General features: G+C 35.5%; 18 protein-coding genes and 3 tRNA genes. 7 read left to right on the top strand and 14 right to left on the bottom strand.

Going from position 1 to position 19,989, the window contains the following annotated elements; genetic code table 11:
- Positions 1-91 precede the first annotated feature (91 nt).
- The gene (locus LGQ02_RS07235) at positions 92-1,561 is read left to right on the top strand and encodes a methyl-accepting chemotaxis protein (protein ID WP_226517529.1); all 1,470 of its coding nucleotides are present in this window, start codon (positions 92-94) and stop codon (positions 1,559-1,561) included.
- A gap of 340 nt (positions 1,562-1,901) precedes the next feature.
- Here LGQ02_RS07235 and LGQ02_RS07230 read toward each other — a convergent pair whose 3' ends face one another.
- The 6 genes from LGQ02_RS07230 to LGQ02_RS07205 form a co-directional block, all read right to left on the bottom strand.
- A complete protein-coding gene (locus LGQ02_RS07230; RefSeq protein ID WP_226517528.1) occupies positions 1,902-2,510 on the bottom strand; it encodes a superoxide dismutase in 609 nt (202 codons plus the stop codon).
- Positions 2,511-2,712: 202 nt separating this feature from the next.
- Entirely contained in the window at positions 2,713-3,045 is a 333-nt protein-coding gene (locus tag LGQ02_RS07225; RefSeq protein ID WP_226517527.1) for an iron-sulfur cluster biosynthesis family protein, read from the bottom strand.
- Between the two features lie 100 nt (positions 3,046-3,145).
- A tRNA-Ser gene (locus LGQ02_RS07220) sits at positions 3,146-3,238 on the bottom strand.
- An 8-nt stretch (positions 3,239-3,246) separates the two neighbouring features.
- A tRNA-Ile gene (locus tag LGQ02_RS07215) sits at positions 3,247-3,323 on the bottom strand.
- Positions 3,324-3,365: 42 nt separating this feature from the next.
- Positions 3,366-3,442, bottom strand: a tRNA-Met gene (locus LGQ02_RS07210).
- 159 nt (positions 3,443-3,601) lie between these two features.
- Positions 3,602-5,233 carry a Na/Pi cotransporter family protein gene (locus tag LGQ02_RS07205; RefSeq protein ID WP_226517526.1) on the bottom strand — a complete coding sequence of 544 codons (1,632 nt, stop codon included), beginning with the start codon at positions 5,231-5,233 and terminating at the stop codon, positions 3,602-3,604.
- Positions 5,234-5,492: 259 nt separating this feature from the next.
- Here LGQ02_RS07205 and LGQ02_RS07200 point away from each other — a divergent pair, with 259 nt between their 5' ends.
- Positions 5,493-6,287, top strand: a complete 795-nt coding sequence (locus LGQ02_RS07200; RefSeq protein ID WP_226517525.1) for a DUF1189 domain-containing protein — start codon at positions 5,493-5,495, stop codon at positions 6,285-6,287.
- Between the two features lie 226 nt (positions 6,288-6,513).
- Here LGQ02_RS07200 and LGQ02_RS07195 read toward each other — a convergent pair whose 3' ends face one another.
- The 3 genes from LGQ02_RS07195 to LGQ02_RS07185 all read right to left on the bottom strand — a co-directional run bounded on the left by LGQ02_RS07195 (position 6,514) and on the right by LGQ02_RS07185 (position 9,744).
- Positions 6,514-7,143, bottom strand: coding sequence for an NfeD family protein (locus tag LGQ02_RS07195; protein ID WP_226517524.1), 630 nt, complete (start codon positions 7,141-7,143; stop codon positions 6,514-6,516).
- Between the two features lie 348 nt (positions 7,144-7,491).
- A complete protein-coding gene (locus tag LGQ02_RS07190) occupies positions 7,492-8,433 on the bottom strand; it encodes a DUF1002 domain-containing protein (protein WP_226518246.1) in 942 nt (313 codons plus the stop codon).
- Positions 8,434-8,529: 96 nt separating this feature from the next.
- Positions 8,530-9,744 (bottom strand): MFS transporter, encoded by a 1,215-nt coding sequence (locus tag LGQ02_RS07185; RefSeq protein WP_226517523.1) that lies wholly within the window; start codon positions 9,742-9,744, stop codon positions 8,530-8,532.
- Positions 9,745-9,829: 85 nt separating this feature from the next.
- Between LGQ02_RS07185 and LGQ02_RS07180 the strand changes: the two genes are divergently transcribed.
- Together LGQ02_RS07180 and ispG are read left to right on the top strand one after the other, a co-directional pair.
- Positions 9,830-10,222, top strand: a complete 393-nt coding sequence (locus tag LGQ02_RS07180) for a hypothetical protein (RefSeq protein ID WP_226517522.1) — start codon at positions 9,830-9,832, stop codon at positions 10,220-10,222.
- Between the two features lie 97 nt (positions 10,223-10,319).
- Positions 10,320-11,435 (top strand): flavodoxin-dependent (E)-4-hydroxy-3-methylbut-2-enyl-diphosphate synthase, encoded by a 1,116-nt coding sequence (ispG, locus tag LGQ02_RS07175; RefSeq protein ID WP_226517521.1) that lies wholly within the window; start codon positions 10,320-10,322, stop codon positions 11,433-11,435.
- 478 nt (positions 11,436-11,913) lie between these two features.
- On the opposite strand, the gene LGQ02_RS07170 is transcribed toward ispG, so the two are convergent.
- Entirely contained in the window at positions 11,914-12,342 is a 429-nt protein-coding gene (locus LGQ02_RS07170; protein WP_226517520.1) for a DUF4190 domain-containing protein, read from the bottom strand.
- 97 nt (positions 12,343-12,439) lie between these two features.
- Here LGQ02_RS07170 and LGQ02_RS07165 point away from each other — a divergent pair, with 97 nt between their 5' ends.
- Entirely contained in the window at positions 12,440-13,003 is a 564-nt protein-coding gene (locus LGQ02_RS07165; protein ID WP_226517519.1) for a 5' nucleotidase, NT5C type, read from the top strand.
- A 100-nt stretch (positions 13,004-13,103) separates the two neighbouring features.
- Here the strand turns inward: LGQ02_RS07165 and LGQ02_RS07160 are convergent, their stop codons facing one another.
- From LGQ02_RS07160 to LGQ02_RS07145, 4 genes are read right to left on the bottom strand one after another with little or no spacing between them, the layout of a single operon-like run.
- Positions 13,104-13,532 (bottom strand): Fur family transcriptional regulator, encoded by a 429-nt coding sequence (locus LGQ02_RS07160; RefSeq protein WP_226517518.1) that lies wholly within the window; start codon positions 13,530-13,532, stop codon positions 13,104-13,106.
- Between the two features lie 22 nt (positions 13,533-13,554).
- Positions 13,555-14,406, bottom strand: a complete 852-nt coding sequence (locus LGQ02_RS07155; protein ID WP_226517517.1) for a metal ABC transporter permease — start codon at positions 14,404-14,406, stop codon at positions 13,555-13,557.
- A gap of 15 nt (positions 14,407-14,421) precedes the next feature.
- Positions 14,422-15,255 (bottom strand): metal ABC transporter permease, encoded by an 834-nt coding sequence (locus LGQ02_RS07150; RefSeq protein ID WP_226517516.1) that lies wholly within the window; start codon positions 15,253-15,255, stop codon positions 14,422-14,424.
- Positions 15,252-16,058: a metal ABC transporter ATP-binding protein gene (locus tag LGQ02_RS07145; protein ID WP_226517515.1), complete on the bottom strand. Its 807-nt coding sequence runs from the start codon at positions 16,056-16,058 to the stop codon at positions 15,252-15,254. Before LGQ02_RS07145 ends, LGQ02_RS07150 begins: the two co-directional genes overlap by 4 nt.
- A gap of 232 nt (positions 16,059-16,290) precedes the next feature.
- Between LGQ02_RS07145 and LGQ02_RS07140 the strand changes: the two genes are divergently transcribed.
- On the top strand, positions 16,291-17,835 hold the full coding sequence (locus tag LGQ02_RS07140) for a Ppx/GppA family phosphatase (protein WP_226517514.1): 1,545 nt from the start codon (positions 16,291-16,293) through the stop codon (positions 17,833-17,835).
- A gap of 25 nt (positions 17,836-17,860) precedes the next feature.
- Entirely contained in the window at positions 17,861-19,945 is a 2,085-nt protein-coding gene (locus LGQ02_RS07135) for an RNA degradosome polyphosphate kinase (RefSeq protein ID WP_226518245.1), read from the top strand.
- The last annotated feature ends 44 nt before the right edge of the window (positions 19,946-19,989 follow it).

Genomic DNA, 19,989 nt, shown 5'->3' with positions numbered 1-19,989 from the left:
TTTTCACTTTATTCAATTAAAAAGATAAAGGTTTTTTACCGATATAATAATTAGGGTGGATTTTTATTTCTAATTAAGGGGGAACAATTTTATGACCGAAGTCGACCATATTAAATTAAAAGATATTCAAAAGAAAAATGTATTAGTATTTACCGCTCTTTTCATTTCAATTTTTAGTGGATTGATTTTAACCATTGTTCAAGAAGAATTAACTAAAAGCATGCTATATGGAATTGAAATTATTTTTCTAATCGCTCTTTATTTTATACTTAAGTACAGTGTAAAAAGAGAAACACTTTTTCCTTATATTGCAATCCCGTTAATTTACATATTTACTATAACTTATATTTACTTGTTTGGTGGAGGATTAGCGGTAACTTTAATTTTCATCTTTTTAGCTATTGTATCTACCGTACATATGCACCGAGCGGTTTTTTGGATTGGTTTTACACTTGGTATTATAGGTATATACCTCAATACATTTCATTCACCTATTGAAGCACAAATACTTCAAGAAAACTTTGCGTCAACCATGCTTGTCTACTTTTTAATTGGTCTTTTATGTAATGTTCAAATTTATTTAAGCTCTAGACAATTTAAGCAAATTGAAGAATTACTTGTTAGAAGCGAAACTGAAGCGAAACAAAAAGAGAACGATAAACACAACTTAGAAAATAGCGTTAAAGAGATGATGGAAAAAATAGCTAGTGTTAACGATAGAGTCCAGGAAAACGTCCAGTCACAAGATGAAATTTCAACCGTTGTCTCTGAAATAGCATCTGCTAGCTCTATTCAAAGTGATCAGATTACAACAATCTCCTCAAATTCTGAAAATACACTTTCTCAGATGGAAGATATGTTAAGGAAGTCAAACGATATAAAAACACAAATAGAACAAGCAACATCAAACTCTACTTCTGGAAGTGAGCTCTTATCTAACTTAATGGAAGAAATGAAAACGTTAGAAGGACAGATCGAGGAATTGAGTTCTTCATTTGCTACATTAACGAACAAAATTAATGAAACAAATAACTTCTCTCAAGACATTATCAACATAAGTGAACAGACAAATTTACTTGCTCTTAATGCCTCTATCGAAGCAGCTAGAGCTGGTGAAGCCGGAAAAGGGTTTGCAGTTGTAGCTGATGAAATTCGTAAGTTAGCTGAAATGACGAATAAAACAGCTGAAAAAATAACGAATAACATTTCTAGTGTAAACCAAACAAATGAATCAGCTTTATATAAAATGGACGTCAATAAACAAATGGTTACTCAAAATTTAAACAAAACTAGTGAAATGAATGACTTCTTTACTGAACTGAACAAATCATTAACTTTTATTAACAACCAATTCAATTCCTTTAGCGAATTAGCTGAGGTAGCTAAAAATAACTCTGCAAACATTAAAGATTCTACAACTGATTTTGCATCTATGATCGAGCAAGCTTCTGCCAGTTTGGAAGAAGTAAGTGCTACAGTTGACAATTTAAATAAACAGAACCAACTAATCGCTAAAGAAATGGATGAAACGAAGTCGGTTGTAAAGTTGCTATCAAAATAAAAAACAAATCATTGGATTTATAACAAAAAACAAAACGTCCTTTTTATGTTGATTTGCAAGAGTGTTAACTTTTTGAATTATAGTGTGTAATGGTGATAGACGCCTAGGTCATTTTGAATTTATAATCTATAACGATAATAGATGTCTTTAATAAGTTGAAAGTACCAACATCCACCCTTTATAATTTTAGCGTCAATCTCTATCGTGAAGCCAGATTTCAATTCATGAAGGAGGTAAAATAGTATACCTCTACCGACTAAGCAACAAAGCTAATTTACCAACAATCATCAAGTACACTAAAAAACCCCTGAAGGCCGTTTGGCATACAGGGGTTTTAACATTATTTTGCTTCAGCGTAACGCTTTGCAACTTCATCCCAGTTAACAACGTTAAAGAATGCATCAACGTAGTCAGGACGCTTGTTTTGATACTTAAGGTAGTAAGCATGCTCCCAAACGTCAACACCTAGAATTGGTGTTTGACCTTCCATAATAGGAGTGTCTTGGTTTGGAGTACTTGTTACTTCTACTTTGCCGTTGTTCACAACTAGCCATGCCCAACCGGAACCAAAACGAGTTAGCGCAGCATTTTTGAATTCTTCTTTGAACTTGTCAAAGCTTCCAAACGCTCCATTAATAGCATCTGCTAAATCACCAGTAGGTTCTCCTCCACCATTTGGAGACATGATTTGCCAGAATAACGTGTGGTTGTAATGTCCACCACCGTTATTACGAACAGCTCCACGGATGCTTTCAGGAACTTGGTCAAGATTAGATAATAAGTCCTCTAAGCTTTTACCTTCAAGGTCGCTATGCCCTTCAAGTGCACCATTTAACTTAGTAACGTAAGTGTTGTGATGCTTCCCGTGGTGAATCTTCATTGTTTCTTCATCAATGTGTGGTGTTAATGCGTCATGTGAGTATGGTAGTTCTGGAAGTGTAAATGCCATTTCATATCTCCTCCTTAATAATTATGTAGGTCTCTGATAAAACCAAGATACAATCCTCGGTATCAGCCCACTATGATAGCACCCTTCTCACAGTAGAAAAGGGGCTTCATTTAATTTTTACATTATCAGAATTAACATGATGATTCAAATAAAATGCTTTCATTATTCTAAAAATCATTAGTGATGCCTACTATAAAAGCTATTACACTAAAGGAACAAACATCATTCTAGGATTTAACATTTCATTTGGGCTTTTTAGTTGAAACATCTTTGCCGTAGTAGAATATTCAATGATTATTGTATTGTCATATGCCCATTTATATTGGGTTTGAACCGCAACCTTTAAGCATTTTGAATTGCATAGAAGGAGTTCTTCCCCCTCGGAAATTTCCTTAACCTCTATTAACTTACTTACGCCACTTACAACACAGCCACACCCATCTATATCAAATTTAATTAGTAATAGATTAGAAGTAAGTTCTGGACGCCTAGATAATAGTTCTGTTTCAGCTGATTCGGTTATATAAATATTCATTTTCCCTTCTCCTTATACATCATTCATCATTTAAGTAAAGAATCGTTCAGCGATAAAAATAAAAACTCACTGTAATTTCAGTGAGTTTGTATCTTATGTATGGCGGAGGAGGAGGGATTCGAACCCCCGCGGGCCGTGAAGCCCCTGTCGGTTTTCAAGACCGATCCCTTCAGCCGGACTTGGGTACTCCTCCGTATTATATGGTGGACCCTGTAGGACTCGAACCTACGACCGGACGGTTATGAGCCGTCAGCTCTAACCAACTGAGCTAAGGGTCCTTGGTTTAATTATGTTTTCCGTCTCAGTGAAAAAAATTTATATGGTAGCGGCGGAGGGAGTCGAACCCACGACCTCACGGGTATGAACCGTACGCTCTAGCCAGCTGAGCTACACCGCCATAAACTTTGATTTCCTTTTCGGTGAGACAATGAATATATTAGCATGTCTTTTAATTTAAAGTCAACAATTTCTTTTATATTTTTTTATTATTTTTTTTAATATCGTTTTGTAAAGGAAAAAGTGGGGGTTGAACTTAAGTGAACAACCCCAACAAATACTATTCTTCTTCGCCAATAACAGCTTCTGCAATATTTACTGCATGGTCACCGATACGTTCTAGGTTACTAACCATATCAACGAATACGATTCCAGCAGAACCATCACAGCTACCTTCATTTAAACGTATAATGTGCTTTTTGCGTAGCTGACGTTCCATTTTATCAATTTGTTCTTCTTTTAATACAACAGACCTTGCAGCAACAATATCGCCATCTTCAAGGGCTTTTACTGCCTTGTGTAATGTTTCAATTGTTAAATCAAACATTTCATTTAAATCTTCCATAGCAAGCTCTGACATTTTCACCTTATTCGTAACTTGGTATTCAGCAAGTTCAATAATATTTTCCATATGATCTCCGACTCGTTCAATATCACGAACAGTATCCATTAACATGGAATGGATCGCAGAATCTTGAACTGAGAGTGAGTTAGCGGAAACTTTCACTAAATAATCGGTGATCTTTCTATCTAAATTATTGACCGCATCTTCAAACTGATAAGTTAGTTCAGCATGACGTTTATGTTTTGTTTTCACAAATTGAGCGGCTTCTTTTAAACCTTGCTCAGAAAGCTCAGCCATTCTTAACGTTTCTTTTTTCGCCTGACCAAGTGCAATTGACGAGGATTGAGATATTAATGTAGGGTCTAAATGCTGAGCCTTGTACTCAATGACATTTTCTTTACCCGGTAAAATTTTCATTACAATGTATGCGATAACTGCGACAAATGGTAACTGTAATAAAACATTTGCCCCATTAAAAATACCATGTGCAAATGCTATTTGCATTTCTGGTTCTAATTGAAGTCTTTCACTCAATGCGGCAATCATTTTCGTATACGGGACAATAAATATTATCACAATCGTTGCGCCAACTAAGTTGAAGATAACGTGAGATGCCGCTGCACGCTTAGCAGCAAGAGAAGCACCTAATGCTGCAATAACAGCTGTAATGGTTGTACCAATATTATCACCAAATAAAACAGGTAGAGCTGCTTGCAAATCAAGTGCTCCTTGAGCATATAATTGCTGTAGTAAACCAATTGAAGCTGTTGAACTCTGTACACTTACAGTAAAAATAACACCGATTAAGACACCTAATAACGGATTTTCACTCATTGAAACGGTTAATTCTCTAAACACTTCTAAGTCACGAAGTGGATATAAACCGTCTCCCATTAAGTTTAAACCATAGAAAAGCGCACCAAATCCGAAAAATACTTGTCCATAATTGTTCGCTTTTTTATTCTTAATAAAGAAGATTAGAAACGTTCCAATTGCAATAATAGGCAGTGCATAATCAGAAATTTTGAGTCCGATAATAAATGCCGTAGCGGTTGTACCAACATTGGCACCCATAATAACACCGATCGCTTGTCTAAAAGTCATGAAACCAGCATTAACAAGACCGATTGTTAGTACTGTAGCTCCAGTACTCGTTTGTAATAATACTGTTACAACGATACCTGTTAATACTCCCATTAGTGGGTTACTTGTAAACTTCTCTAAGATTTCTCTAAGCTTATCCCCTGCAACTTTTTGTAAACCATCACCTAAGTATTTAATTCCAAATAAGAAAATTGCCAATCCACCAAAAAACATAAATAGTAGATCCCTTAATGGTATTTCCAACCAGCTCATCCCCTTAATCCATGTAATCGACTTCTTTCGTCAACGAAGTCCATATTACGCTTAAAGTATTAATTGTTTGTTAATCAATTGTAAAGATTTTATTAAGTTTTCATATGCCATTCATTATCCTACACTTTTTCGACAAAAAAACCAATGCTTGTTTCTGAATTTTTCTTTCGATAAAATAAAATTGTATATTTTTCAATAGAGTCACGAAATCGATTAAAATAAATCAAGGGTTAAAAAAAGGAGTGCACTGATGAATATTATTCAACAATTTATTAAAAGTTTATACTCGCCAGAAACGATCGCAAAATTCCGTTTCCAAAAAATCGGTAAGGCGATACTTTATGTATTTTTCTTAATGTTAATTACAAGTATTCCTGCAGGGATCATGTTAGGAAGCGGATTCAACTCATTATATAACCAAGTGGATACGCATTTAAATGATTCAGTACCTGACTTCACGATTCAAAACGGAGTGCTAGACGCAGATGTTGAAGAGCCAGTCGTGATCGATGAAGAAGATGGTGTCATTATTTTTGATCCGACAGGGGAATATTCACTTACTGATGTATCCACCTATGGAGATGGCTTTGCAATGTTAGAACGTGAAGCTGTTTTTATTACAGGAGGCATCACAGAATCATTTAATTATCAACAACTCGGCTTAAATGTTTCAAGAGACCAAGTATTGGAGTTTTCCGAAAATGTTGGTGGGCTACTCCCTCTCATTATTGGTCTTATTCTAGTATTTATGTATATCTTCACAACAGGGTTGAAGTTTATCGGGATCTTTACGCTTTCACTGATTACATTATTTATGAAGCGGAATACAGCCTCACAGCTTCGTTACCGCCATTGCTGGGTTCTATCTGTGTATGCAGTAACTTTACCCACTACATTGTTTGCAGTCATCGAAGCTTTAGGAATATTTATTCCATTTTCGTTTACTATTTATTGGGTGATCGCGATTATCATGATGTATTTCGTCCTTAGAGAAGTACCTCAACCAAAACAGCCCGATGCTCCAGTACCACCTACAAACGAATAAAATCTGAATAAACTTAAGTCACATCCATGTGACCTTTTATCTCATCGTTGCTTAACGTAAAGAGGATGACTCAAAAGTGCTAGGCACTTATGAATCATCCTCTTTTCATTTTATTTTAGCTGGACAATAGTACGATTAAATATTGTTAGTATAATAATCTTCATTAAAAAGAAACAAGTACCTTTGGCATGAGCCAGGTACTTGTTTTTTAAAATCAGGCTTCATGTTATTTTTCAGGCACGACAACGATCCTCGTTCCATCTGCTGAAATTACTTTTATTTTTTTCTCCGCTTCTACCCATTGATTATCTGTTGTTGCACTATATAATTTACCATCCACTTCAATTGTACCTGTCGGACGAAATGGAGTCTTTGTTATCCCTGTTTTTCCTACTAACTCCTTGAATTCTTCATTCATTGAATTATAGCCTTCTTCACTAGATAGTTTGTCTTTAAAAGTAAGCTTCGCCCACATATCTCGCTTTGGAAAAACTTTTGTAAACAAATATGAAGTAGGTGCTGCCAACATAAGAGCCATTGCCACTAAAATTCCATATACGATATTTGGTGAAGGGATTGCAAGTCCTAGTATCATTAAAAGGATCCCAATAGCAGCTACCGTACCGTCTCCCGTTACTTTACCATCAAAGATGATTAACATTAAACCTATTAAATATAAGAGCACAACCCATAAGCTAGCAGAGGCCGTTAGATGGTGTGAAAAATACAACGCCATAATAACAACACCTATGATACCAAATATCCCTTTTACCCTTACCATTAGCTCTCCAAAAATAAATAACGTAGCTATAAAAACAACGAAGAAGCCAAAGGAGGCATTATCTAACATTTCCATTTTAATTCCCCCTGTCTCATTCTTTACATTTGTTATATCTATTGTATCAATCTTTACACTTATGTACATCTACGAAATATCTTGAAAAAAGTTTCATTCCGTTATAAACCATCGTAACGAGGTCAAAATGGACTTTATAGCTTAACCAGACCCATAAGAGCTGGGATTTATGAAATTCATTCACTCAGAATAATCTTTTTCCTTTTTTTATATTTCTATTTCTTCAGCTCCGGTGACGGTGGAAGATGATGCGTCGAGGCAGCTCGAAGAATATTAGCCTCTCCTAAAGCAAAGAACATAAAGAAATTGAAAAAGAACGGCATGAGTCACTCACACCGTTCAATATAGCTATTTATATTTTTCCGTGATTTCACTACTCATTACTTCATATTGATTTGGAACATTATAAATCGTTGATGATAACCAACCTCGCACAGCATCAAAAAGCTCTGCAAAGAAATCAACGACCGCTTGAATAAACCCTTGCCCTTCTTCACTCTGAATAAAATCGGTAATGTTATCACGAATTTTATTTATTTGATTTTGAACTTGATCCCAATCAATGTTCATATCTTTCATACGATTAAACAAAGAGACAAGACCATTAAGCTCTTCGTCTGTTAACGTCATTCCTAATTCACCTGCAATACGCTGAATAAGATCACGCAAATCTTCTTCTGTTTCAATATCTTGTTTTGCAATTTCTTCTTTAATTCGAGCCATCAACTCTGTCGCTTTATCGACACCATATTCGTCACCAAGCTCTACAGTTCTAACAAGCTCTTCATTGGCAATTTGTTTTTGTTCTTCTGGAATTGCTTCATCAGCAGAGATTTCATAAGCTTTTATAAGTCCTGTTAAAGCTCCTGTCCCAGATACTCCAAAGGGAGCAGTGACATACACATCAGCATCTCTCACACCGGCAGTAACAAGTGCGTTTGCATACATTCCTTCCGTGATACGAGTAATGTTATTCGTTTCAACGTTAATTCCTTCTCCACTATCAGTGATTGTTATCATAGAGGAAGAAATTGCGTTACTACCTATTTGACTAGCGGGGATATAGTCTCCTAAATATTCATGTTCTTCTTCATTTGTTACGTAAATCACTTGTGCCTCATCTAGGTCTGCACCCATTTCATTTAATAATGTTTGCTTATCCTCTTCAGATAAATCCTCACCTAAAGTAATGATGACATCTCCAGGTATCGCATCTGCAAATGAGACAGAAACAAATAAAAACCAAAATGCAAAGGTTGTTAATCCTATTTTCCATATACTTTGACGCATATGATCATCCCTTTCACCATCGTATTTATACATTTATCCCCTATAAGTAGAAAACACTATTTCTCCATAAAAAGAAAGGGACAAAAGGTCTATTTACTATATACTGCCAAGAGCACCCATTCTCTTCTCCTTCATGACCCATCCCGTATACAATAGAGCAGTCATGCCCATTAGTAATAACGTTGACCTTAAAAACATGTCCCATTCATACATCATCCAATAACTATATATCAGTGGGCCGAGAGCCACTCCTAAAAACCGAACCATACTATAAATTGATACGACCATTCCTCGCTCACTCTTTGAGACGCTAGAAGTCACAAAAAGGTTACAAACAGGTAATAGCAACCCAGCTCCTATAGAAAAGGCAGATATAACAAACATAAGGACATAGAAGTTATGATCAATCATTCCAATGATGACACTTAAAAATAAAAGAAGTAAAGATACGAACATGACCCTTGGTATATGTTCATCATTCCCACCAATAAACTTTCCTGAAACATATGAAGCAATCGTAAGTAATCCAAATGGAATAAAAAATAATACCCCTTTTGACCACCCAATAATTCCATAGATCCTCTCTGCTTCGTACGATAAATAAAACAATAGACCAAATAAAATAAAGAGTACCACTCCACCTGTAAAAAAAACAGGAATCAACCAATAATACTGACGCTTAAATGCATATTGAATCGTCTTTCGATAATCATGAAAACTTGTATAAGGTGCCCTTTTATCAAATTTTATAAAGAAAAACATTGTGAGAAATGCAACCAAAGCCATTAAAAAATATAAGAAAAACGAACTGTACCAAATAATCATGACAGCTAGAATCCCTAAAAACGGACTCATCATCTTTCCTACTCCATTTGATACCTCGATTGCTCCAAGGGCAACACTTCGCTTTTTTTCACGAAAAAGATCCCCGACCATTGTCATTGCAAGTGGTGCTGTACCTCCTGCCCCAAAACCTTGAATTGCTCGTCCGACTAACAATAATAGATATGATGATGGGAAAGGAGGTATTACCGCTGCAATTATTGAAATAACATTACCTATACAAATAATTGCTAAGGATATAAGAATTAACTTCTTCCTTCCATATAGATCTGATAAATAACCAATTAAAGGAATTGTCACAGCTGCTGGCACAGCGAATGCCGTTATAATCCAACCTGTTTCAGTTGGATGAAGCATTAATGCATGTTCAATATTAGGTAAGATGGGAATAAATATTGAATTACCAACAACCATAATTAGTGGAAGCATACTAAGTACCATAATGATCATACGTTCTTTTGAATTCACTCTTTCACCTCCAAAAAAATGTTCTAACTTAAGTGGACAAGCATATTGTTTTATAAAGAACATGTATATAAAAGGAGAATGTCTAATGAGACCAATTCTTGTACTTACTATTATTATCATCGTTATTGCTAGTGCTTATTACGATTTAAATACAGGGACGATCCCCGATCAATCAATAAATGAAAGTCCTGAACCTGAACTTGTCGCTTCTCAATTAGAAGATGATATAGATGACTCTGATGAAAGTGACATTGCCGAACCTGCTCTAGCTTATGAGGAGGTCATCGTAGAAGCAGGACACACTGTTTATGGTATTGTCCAAGCCTTACATCAAGACGAACCATTTAACGTTCAAGCAGAACAAGTTGTCAATGACTTCGAAGCATTAAATCCACAAATAGAAGCACACCGTATTATCGTCGGAGAATCATATCGATTTCCACTCTATTCGACGATAAGTGATGAAGATCACTCATAGTTCTTGCCACTTTGCTGCCCCGTTGATACAATGGATAAAGTGAAATTGCAATTACTATTCATTTATTACTTTTATAAAATAAAGGGGCGATCTAAGAATGACTGAGATCATTCATCGTAGAGATACACGTCCGGTCAAAGTTGGCCATTTAACGATTGGCGGGACAGATGAAGTAACGATTCAAAGTATGACAATGTCAAAAACACATGATGTTGAAGCAACGGTTGCTGAAATTACACGTTTAGAAGAAGCCGGATGTCAAATTGTTCGTGTAGCATGTCCAGAAATGAAAGATGCTGAGGCAATTTCTGAAATTAAAAAACGTATTAACATTCCACTCGTCGTTGATATTCATTTTGATTATAAGCTCGCTCTAAAAGCTATTGAAGGCGGAGCAGATAAAATCCGAATCAACCCAGGGAATATCGGTAGAAAAGAAAAAGTAGAAGCCGTTGTTAATGCGGCAAAGGAAAAAGGAATTCCAATTCGTATTGGGGTCAATGCTGGATCACTTGAAAAACGAATTTTAGAAAAGTATGGCTACCCTACTGCTGACGGCATGGTCGAAAGTGCTCTTCATCATATCAAAATTTTAGAAGATCTCGACTTCCATGACATTATCGTTTCAATGAAAGCTTCTGATGTGAATTTAGCAGTCGAAGCTTACGAAAAAGCGGCAAAAACTTTTAATTATCCACTTCATTTAGGGATCACTGAATCCGGAACACTTTTTTCAGGAACAGTAAAAAGTTCTGCCGGATTAGGAATATTGCTCCATAAAGGGATCGGAAGTACAGTTCGTATCTCCTTAAGTGCAGACCCTGTTGAAGAGGTAAAAGTTGCTAAAGAGCTACTTAAATCCTTTGGTCTAGCAGCAAATGCAGCTACATTAGTTTCATGCCCTACTTGCGGAAGAATTGAGATTGATTTAATCAGTATTGCAAACGAAGTCGATGAATATATTCAAAAAATAAATGCTCCAATTAAAGTTTCTGTGCTTGGCTGTGCCGTTAACGGCCCAGGTGAAGCGAAAGAAGCAGATATCGGTATCGCAGGAGCTCGCGGCGAAGGACTTTTATTCCGTAAAGGAAAGACCATCCGTAAAGTACCTGAAGAAACGATGGTTGAGGAACTTAAGAAAGAAATTGATAAATTAGCAGCTGAACACGAAGAAAAACAGCGTCTTGAAAAAGAACAATTAGAAACAAAATAACGGCTAAAAACGCGGGGAATTTTCTCCGCGTTTTTTATATTATAAAGTTGTCCGCGACTTTTTCGATTTGTCCGTAACTTTTTCGGTTTGTCCGCAACTTTTTCTGTTTGTCCGCGAAAATCTCGATTTATCCGCAACTTTTTCCATTTGTCCGTGAGTTTTTTGATTTGTCCGCGACTTTTTCCATTTGTCCGCGACTTTTTCGATTTGTCCGTAACTTTTTCCATTTGTCCGCGACTTTTTCAATTTGTCCGCAACTTTTTCTATTTGTCCGCAACTTTTTCTATTTGTCCGCGACTTTTTCTATTTGTCCGCAACTTTTTCCATTTGTCCGCGACTTTTTCTATTTGTCCGCGACTTTTTCTATTTGTCAGTAACTTTACTAGTAGAGAAAACATCAATAACAATTTAAAAGACTGGCCACTTATGACCAGCCTCATCATGTTCCATTTATATGAAACATCACACGTATGGCATTTTATGATACAAATGGTGCGAAAAAGACACTCATGATAATCGAAAAGGCACTAATAGCAATTGCTGTATAGCCAAGCCCTTTTGCATGTCGATTAAGCGAAACAAACCCTAAGACTAAGCCTGCAGCGGCAAAAATGATTGGCAAGAAAAATAAAGATACGATTGATAAAGCAAGTGCAAGTGTACCGACACCTTTACCTGCTACTGCTTCATCTTCATTTTCTGTATCTTCAACTTCTCTTGTCTTATCAGAAGAAAGATCAACTTGTTGTCTTCCCCCTACTAAGCCAGGATTGGGCGTATATTCAGCCGCTGTTTCTTCTCTTAAGTCAGGATGATGTTCCTTTTCAGGGTCAACCTTTTTATCATCACTACGCTCATCTTTTACTACATGGAAATCACGTGGGTGATTCTTATCATATTCGGACATCTAAATCCACTCCTTTGCCATTACGTGTAGCCTTAGTATGTTACAATAAAAGAGTGATTATGGATGACAATGATTTCAAGTGTAAAGTGGTGAGAAAATGAATAAAAAACGTTTTGGGATTGACATTGATGGAACAGTAACGGATCCAGCAACCTTTATCCCGTATTTAAATGAACACTTTAAAAAAGAGCTCACGATTCATGACATTAAAGAATACGAATTATCAACAGCTCTCGGTGTGACAAAAGAAGATTTTTGGAAATGGATGAAAATACACGAACCAAATATTTATGCGCAAGCTGAATTAGCGATTGATGCACATCAAATATTAACAGAGTGGACAAATGAGCATGAGCTTTATTACATTAGTGCAAGACCAACTGAATATTTAAACCTGACTACTGATTGGTTTAATAAAACAAAAGTTCCATATGATCACATCGAACTAATTGGTACACATGATAAAATTTCTGCCGTAAAACAACATCGTGTCGATCTTTTCTTTGAAGATAAGCACGATAATGCGTGTAATATAGCTGAAGAGTGCGAAATTCCTGTTATTTTAATGGATACACCTTACAACCAAGACCCTGTTCATAAACTCGTTAATCGTGCAAAAGATTGGCAAGCTGCAAAAAAAATTGTTCAATCATTGCTATAAAATTCGATGAGCTCTATTCTCAACTCTAAGGGCAGTTGGTCATACATGAAATAAATTCTAATAAAAACAAGCAAAAAACCCAAGCTAAGCAATTATAACTTTAGCTTGGGTTTTCGTTTTTTTGGCATTGATTACAATATCCATATACTTCAAATTTATGTCCAACTATTTTAAAACTTTCATCTCCAATTGGAAACATCTCCATCGGACAGTCATGAATATGCTTTGTCTTTCCACAATCTAAACAAATTAAATGATGGTGATGGTGTTCTGTAGAACACGAAAATCGAAACTTTTTTTCACCATCTAACTCTGTTGCTTCCAATATCCCTAAGTCTGTAAAAAGAGAAAGGTTACGATAAATTGTATCGAAACTTAATCCCCCATATTTTTCTTGGAGATGATCTAATACGTCTTTAGCTGCTAAATATCTTTTCTCATCGGAGAATAACTGCAATATATCTTCACGTTTATCTGTATGCTTAAATCCTTCTTCTTTTAAACGTTGCATTGCTTCTTGCATATTCACGGCTCGTCTCCCCCTCTGACCCTTATACTGATTTTACTGTTTGGATGAACATTTTCATTTTTTTAACTAATATAGCTACGAGTAGTATGACAATACCTGTTACGACAATCATTCCACCTGTTGCTATGTTAAAGTAATATGATGCAATTATACCACCGATCATCGCTAATTCACCAAATAAAATCGCAAGTAGAGCGACTTGGCGGAAGCTTTTTGCTATTTGAATACTCGCAGCTACTGGTAATGTTACCATAGCACCGACTAATAGTATGCCAACTACTTTCATCGACATTGAAATGACAAGCGCAATTAATACAGCAAAGAAGAAGTTTAATCTTTTAACAGAAATACCAGAGGTTTTTGCAAATTCTTGATCAAATGATATCGAGAGTAGCTCTTTATAAAATCCACCTAATATAAAGAGCGCCACAATCCCTGTACCAAATATAAAATACAAATCAGATAAAGTTACTGTAACGATACTTCCAAACAAATAGTTGTACCACTGTGCATAATTTGTTTGCCCCAAACTAATTAGAATCGCTCCTAACCCAATTCCACCAGACAAAATAATAGGAATCGCCAACTCTTGGAAGTGTTTGTATATTTGCCGAAGCTTTTCAACGAGTAGCGACCCTATTAGAGAAAAAATAAGCCCTGTATATAATGGGTTTATAAAGGCAAGCCACGTTACAGCTTGACTTAAAAAGATCCCTGCTGCTATTCCAGTTAACGTAATATGAGAAAGAGCTTCCGAAATGACCGTAATTCTTCTAACTAACAAAAACGAACCTAATAGTGGACAAATAAATCCAATCATTAAGCCGGCGATAATTCCTCGTTCTAAAAATGTTAATTGTTGCAATAATTCCATGAGCTCTCACCTTATTTATGCTGCACGCTTTCGAGTGAGCAATATTGATATTAATAATATAACGACATTAACTAATACAATCATTCCGCCTGGCACAACATCTAAATGAAAGGCACTTATTAATCCAATCACAACAGAGATTTCACCAAAAATCACCGCATAAACAAACATTTGCTTAAATCCCCTTGCCCAACGCATAGCAGCAGCAACAGGAAGTGTCATTAATGATGATACGAGTAAGATCCCTACAATTCTCATCGATGCGGCAATCGTAAGTCCAACCATAATAATGAAAATAAAGTGCAGCGCTTTTTTTGGAATTCCTGCGATCACAGCTTGGTCCTCATCAAAACTTAAAAAGAACCATTCTTTATAAAATAAGATAATTAATATGATAACAACAGCTGTAATAATTGAAATCATTTGAAAGTCTGATTGACTAATCGCAACAACGCTTCCAAATAAATAAGCAAACAAATCTGTATTAAAGCCATTAGCAAGTGAAATGAAAACTACGCCAACACCAATACCTGCAGATAGAATAATGGGAATCGCAAGTTCCTTATAGAATTGATAAGCATTTCTTAGATTTTCAATAAATATTGCGCCACCGACAGAAAAAGTCATCCCCATATATAAAGGGTTTAACCCTGCAAAAACAGAATAATGTCTTCCAAGCAATAAACTAAATGCTATTCCTGATAACGTTATATGCGATAAAGCATCTGCAATCATCGCTAACCTTCTTACCGCCAAAAAAACTCCTATAAACGGAGCTAAAAAACCGATCATTAATCCTGTATATAAAGAATAACGTAAGAAATCGTATTGAAAGAACACGGATATCATGGGTGTTCGCCCCCATGATCGTGGTTGTGAGAATGGTCATGATTATGGGTTAATAATTGTACGTCATGTCCATAAAGGGAAGACATCATCTCTTCTTGTTGTGATTCAAACTCATGTTTGTCACCATGGAAATGTAAATATTTATTTAAACATGCAACATCAGTAATATACTCTGTCATTGCACCGATGTCATGTGTGATAAAAATTAACGTAATACCTTCTTCTACGTTTAACTTTTTTAGCATATTATAAAAGTTTTGAACAGATTGCGCATCCACACCAACAGTTGGTTCATCGAGAATTAGAAGCTTAGGATCACTAACTAATGCTCTTGCAATAAAAACACGTTGTTGCTGACCGCCAGACAACTGTCCGATGTTTTGTTGCATATAATCTTCCATACCTACTTGTTTAATTGCTTCTTTTACTTTTTCTTTATGTTTTTTCGTTAAAAAGCGAAATAAGCCGACCTTCCCATATAAGCCCATGGAAACAACTTCAAATACAGTTGCAGGAAATCCACTGTTAAAACTGTTTGCTTTTTGTGAGACAAAACCAACATGACTCCAGTTTTGAAATTTATCAACTGGTTTTCCGTATAAGCGGATACTCCCTTTAGATGGCTTAACAAGACCGAGGATACACTTTATAAGTGTAGATTTTCCTGAGCCGTTCGGTCCAACTAATCCTAAGAAAGAGCCTTGCGGAATTCGAAGTTGAATATTTTCTAATACATTTTCTTTTCCATAGGAGAATGTCACGTTTTCTATTTCAACAGCCCATGGATGATTTTTATTACTCATAGGAACCTCCACTTACTTCAAAAAAAGTCTTCGATTTTTCATAATGATTAAGAATCATTCCGATTTATCCTCATCGTAGTATACATGAGAGGACTTCCTTTGTAAACAAATTGAATTCATGTATGAATCGCATGAAGCAACAGAAACTTATATAATGAAAGAGATTATTTTTATATTACCGAAGCATCAAATCGTATTTCATACTAACGCTTTAAATAAGGGTGATCTAACTATGCAACATCAAATCGGCATTATCGATATGGGATCTAATTCAATTCGCTTTGTGATATATTCCATAGATGCAAATGGCTGCTTTAAAGAAATTCAAAATTTAAAGGTCGTTGCAAGATTAAGTACATATATTGATGAAAATAAAAATATGACAGAAGATGGTATAGATATCATTTTAGAAACATTAGAACGTTTTAAGTCTGTAGTATCAAGCTATTCACTAAGTACAATTAAAGGGGTTGCAACGGCCGCCATTCGTAACGCTAAAAATCAACAAGATATTTTAGCTGCCATCAAAGCTCAAGGTTATTTTGACATTAAAGTTCTTTCAGATGAACAAGAAGCATATTATGGATATTTAGCAATTACAAATTCCACGAACATTCTTAACGGGATAACAATAGATATCGGAGGAGGAAGTACGGAAGTTACCTTATATGAGAATAGAAAGCTTATCAACTCTCACAGCTTTCCTTTCGGTGCACTCACTTTAAAACAAAGGTTTATCAAAGGGAATGAACCATCACAAGTTGAGATGGAAGAACTTAAGACATTTTTACAACAGTCCTTTGCATCATTACCTTGGCTAAAAAATAAATCAGTCCCTATCATTGGCATTGGAGGAACGGCTAGAAATTTAGCTTCAATCCATCAACATATTATTGACTACCCTATTACGGGACTCCACCAGTATGAAATGACCTATGAAGATGTAATCTCAGTAAACGAAAAGTTGAATAATTTGACACTTAAACAACGCCAACAAGTAGATGGACTATCAAAAGATCGTGCAGATATTATCATCCCTGCTATAACAGCGATAGAGAATTTAATTTCTTACAGTAACGGGAAGACATTCACAGTAAGCAATAAAGGACTTAGGGATGGACTCTTTTATGAAATTTATTTAAATGAAATCGCTATTACTCATTTCCCGAATGTAACAGAGGAAAGCTTTTATCAATTAAGTCATCTCTATTCTTTAAATATACACCATCACCAAAGAATTGCTGTTCTTGCAACATATTTTGCTACTCAAATCAATCAATGTTTAGGAGAGACCTTCACTAAAAAAGATTTTAAAATGTTGCGGTGGGGAGCGAAAATATTTTATATCGGTGAAACAATTCATCCAGAGTCAAAGAGTGAGCATTCTTTTTATTTAATAACAAACCAATCAATTGACGGATTAACACACCTTGAGCGTTTAGGTATCGCTTTTATCGCTTCATTTAAGTCCCGTTCACAAATGAAGCAATTCGCTAACCCATTTAGACATTGGGTTACAACAGAAGAACTTGAAAAATATGAGTTACTCGGAGCAATCGTGAGATTTTGTCATGCATTAAATATCTCGAATCGTTATATTATTGAAAAACTACAGTTAACAAACGACGAAGACCATGGCCTCCTCCTAACTATTTATAGTACAGGAGATGCTTACTTTGAATATTTTTATTCATCAAAATATAAAAAGCATATTGAACGTGCGTTAAAAAAGAAATTGTCACTTCAGTTCAAGAGATCATCTTTACAACAAGTTTAACTTCTAATTTGGAGGTTTATTGGTGATGAACAACATTCAAAAATACCGTGAATTGAATAAACCTGTTCATTTTAATAACCGGGAGTTAAGCTGGCTTGCATTTAACAAACGTGTCTTGGAAGAAGCCATCGATGAATCAAACCCTCTTCTTGAACGATTGAAATTTCTTGCAATATTCAGTTCAAATTTAGACGAGTTTTTTATGGTTCGTGTTGCCGGTTTAAAAGATCAAGTCAAAGCAGGATTTAATAAACGTGAGAATAAGGCTGGTTTAACACCAAGACAGCAACTGAAGGAAATAAGAGAAATGAATAGCAACCTTGTTACACTTCAAGATGATTTGTATATGAATGTGATTCTTCCAAAGTTAAAATCAGAAGGGATACACTTTTTATCAATTGATCAACTAACTAGGAAGCAATACGACTATGTAAAAAATAGGTTTGAATACTTTATATCACCTGTATTAACACCGGTAGCCATTGATGCGTACCGACCTTTTCCAATGCTAATGAATAAAAGTTTAAATTTAGCAGTTGTTCTTCAAGTAAATGATACAAATAAGAAGTTGGCAATTGTTCAAGTTCCATCAATACTTAACAGAACAATCCCGCTTCCTTCATCTAGTCAAACATGTAACTACATCTTGCTTGAAGATGTTATCCGCCATTTTATCGCGAGACTTTTTCAAGGAAATGACATTGTTTCAGTCTCGCCTTTTCGGATTACACGTAATGCAGATTTAACAATCCATGAAGAGGGGGCCCAGGACTTATTAAAAGAAATAGAAAAAGAATTAAAAAAAAGGAAATGGGGAGCTGCAGTACGTTTAGAAGTTCAGAAACAACAAATGGATAAAGATGTTCTCTCTTTTTTAATGAACGTGCTCGAACTCAAAAGAGGTGACGTTTATGAGGTCACAAGTCCAATTGATTTATCGATGTTGTTTTCGTTTTATGAAGAAATCTCTAATGAGTTTGAACATTTAACAAATGAGAGCTACATCCCTCAGCCCGCTTTGGACTTAAACGATAAAGAAGACCTTTTTGAAACAGTTTTAAAAAAAGATGTATTTCTCCATCATCCATATGAGTCATTCCAACCTATCGTTGACTTAATTACAATAGCAGCCGTTGATCCAAATGTATTAGCTATAAAACAAACACTTTATCGAGTAAGTGGTGACTCACCAATTATAAAAGCATTAGAAGAGGCAGCTTACCTTGGAAAACAAGTGACGGTTCTCGTAGAGTTAAAAGCACGTTTTGATGAAGAAAGAAATATTCAATGGGCTAAAAAGCTTGAAAAAGCAGGTATTCATGTCATATATGGCATTGTTGGATTAAAAACACATAGTAAAATCACTCTTATCATAAGGCAACATGATGATTCCATACAACGTTTCGTTCACTTAAGCACCGGAAACTATAACGACCATACTGCAAAATTTTATACAGATATGGGATTAATTACGTCAGATGAACAAATTGCCATCGATGCTTCTAACATCTTTAACCATTTAAGCGGATGTAACGACAAACCAAATTGGAATGTCATATCCACTGCCCCTTTTGAAATGAGAGAAACATTTTTGAAACTTATCGATGATGAAATCGCCTATCAAAAAAAATACAAGAACGGAAAAATCATCGCGAAAATGAATTCATTAACAGATAAACCCATCATTATGAAGCTTTATGAAGCAAGCTGTGAAGGTGTCAAGATCGAGTTAATTGTCCGAGGCATTTGCTGCTTACGTCCTGGCATAACTGGTGTTAGTGAAAATATAACCGTCCGTAGCATTGTTGACCGCTTTTTAGAACATAGCCGCGTCTACTATTTCCACCAAAATGGAAAAGACGCCACATATTTATCTTCTGCTGATTGGATGACAAGAAACATGGAGAAACGAGTTGAAATCCTTTTCCCAATCCATAGTAAAAAAATTAAACAGAGAATAAAAGAGATCCTTCGTATATCATTAGAAGATAACGTTAAAGCAAGGTATCAAATGGATAATGGTGAATATGAATACGTAAAGAAAAAAGACGATGCCCCCCTTGTGCAAAGCCAGATTCATTTTTGTCAACAAGCTTCTAACCCATTCTAAATATGTTAAAGAGCCGCAACTGAGTTTATACTCGTTGCGGCTTT

This window comes from Bacillus shivajii (assembly GCF_020519665.1).
In the GTDB taxonomy this organism is placed as follows: domain Bacteria; phylum Bacillota; class Bacilli; order Bacillales; family Salisediminibacteriaceae; genus Bacillus_CA; species Bacillus_CA shivajii.
Note: the sequence above shows the minus strand (reverse complement) of the source record. Positions and strands in the feature narration are given on the sequence as shown.

Coding starts and splice junctions, on each gene's coding strand:
- LGQ02_RS07170 (WP_226517520.1), bottom strand. CDS start 12,342: ATGTCCGAATATGATAAGAATCACCCACGTGATTTCCATGTAGTAAAA.
- LGQ02_RS07165 (WP_226517519.1), top strand. CDS start 12,440: ATGAATAAAAAACGTTTTGGGATTGACATTGATGGAACAGTAACGGAT.
- LGQ02_RS07230 (WP_226517528.1), bottom strand. CDS start 2,510: ATGGCATTTACACTTCCAGAACTACCATACTCACATGACGCATTAACA.
- LGQ02_RS07225 (WP_226517527.1), bottom strand. CDS start 3,045: ATGAATATTTATATAACCGAATCAGCTGAAACAGAACTATTATCTAGG.
- LGQ02_RS07200 (WP_226517525.1), top strand. CDS start 5,493: ATGAATATTATTCAACAATTTATTAAAAGTTTATACTCGCCAGAAACG.
- ispG (WP_226517521.1), top strand. CDS start 10,320: ATGACTGAGATCATTCATCGTAGAGATACACGTCCGGTCAAAGTTGGC.
- LGQ02_RS07180 (WP_226517522.1), top strand. CDS start 9,830: ATGAGACCAATTCTTGTACTTACTATTATTATCATCGTTATTGCTAGT.
- LGQ02_RS07145 (WP_226517515.1), bottom strand. CDS start 16,058: ATGAGTAATAAAAATCATCCATGGGCTGTTGAAATAGAAAACGTGACA.
- LGQ02_RS07140 (WP_226517514.1), top strand. CDS start 16,291: ATGCAACATCAAATCGGCATTATCGATATGGGATCTAATTCAATTCGC.
- LGQ02_RS07135 (WP_226518245.1), top strand. CDS start 17,861: ATGAACAACATTCAAAAATACCGTGAATTGAATAAACCTGTTCATTTT.
- LGQ02_RS07195 (WP_226517524.1), bottom strand. CDS start 7,143: ATGGAAATGTTAGATAATGCCTCCTTTGGCTTCTTCGTTGTTTTTATA.
- LGQ02_RS07155 (WP_226517517.1), bottom strand. CDS start 14,406: ATGGAATTATTGCAACAATTAACATTTTTAGAACGAGGAATTATCGCC.
- LGQ02_RS07235 (WP_226517529.1), top strand. CDS start 92: ATGACCGAAGTCGACCATATTAAATTAAAAGATATTCAAAAGAAAAAT.
- LGQ02_RS07150 (WP_226517516.1), bottom strand. CDS start 15,255: ATGATATCCGTGTTCTTTCAATACGATTTCTTACGTTATTCTTTATAT.
- LGQ02_RS07190 (WP_226518246.1), bottom strand. CDS start 8,433: ATGCGTCAAAGTATATGGAAAATAGGATTAACAACCTTTGCATTTTGG.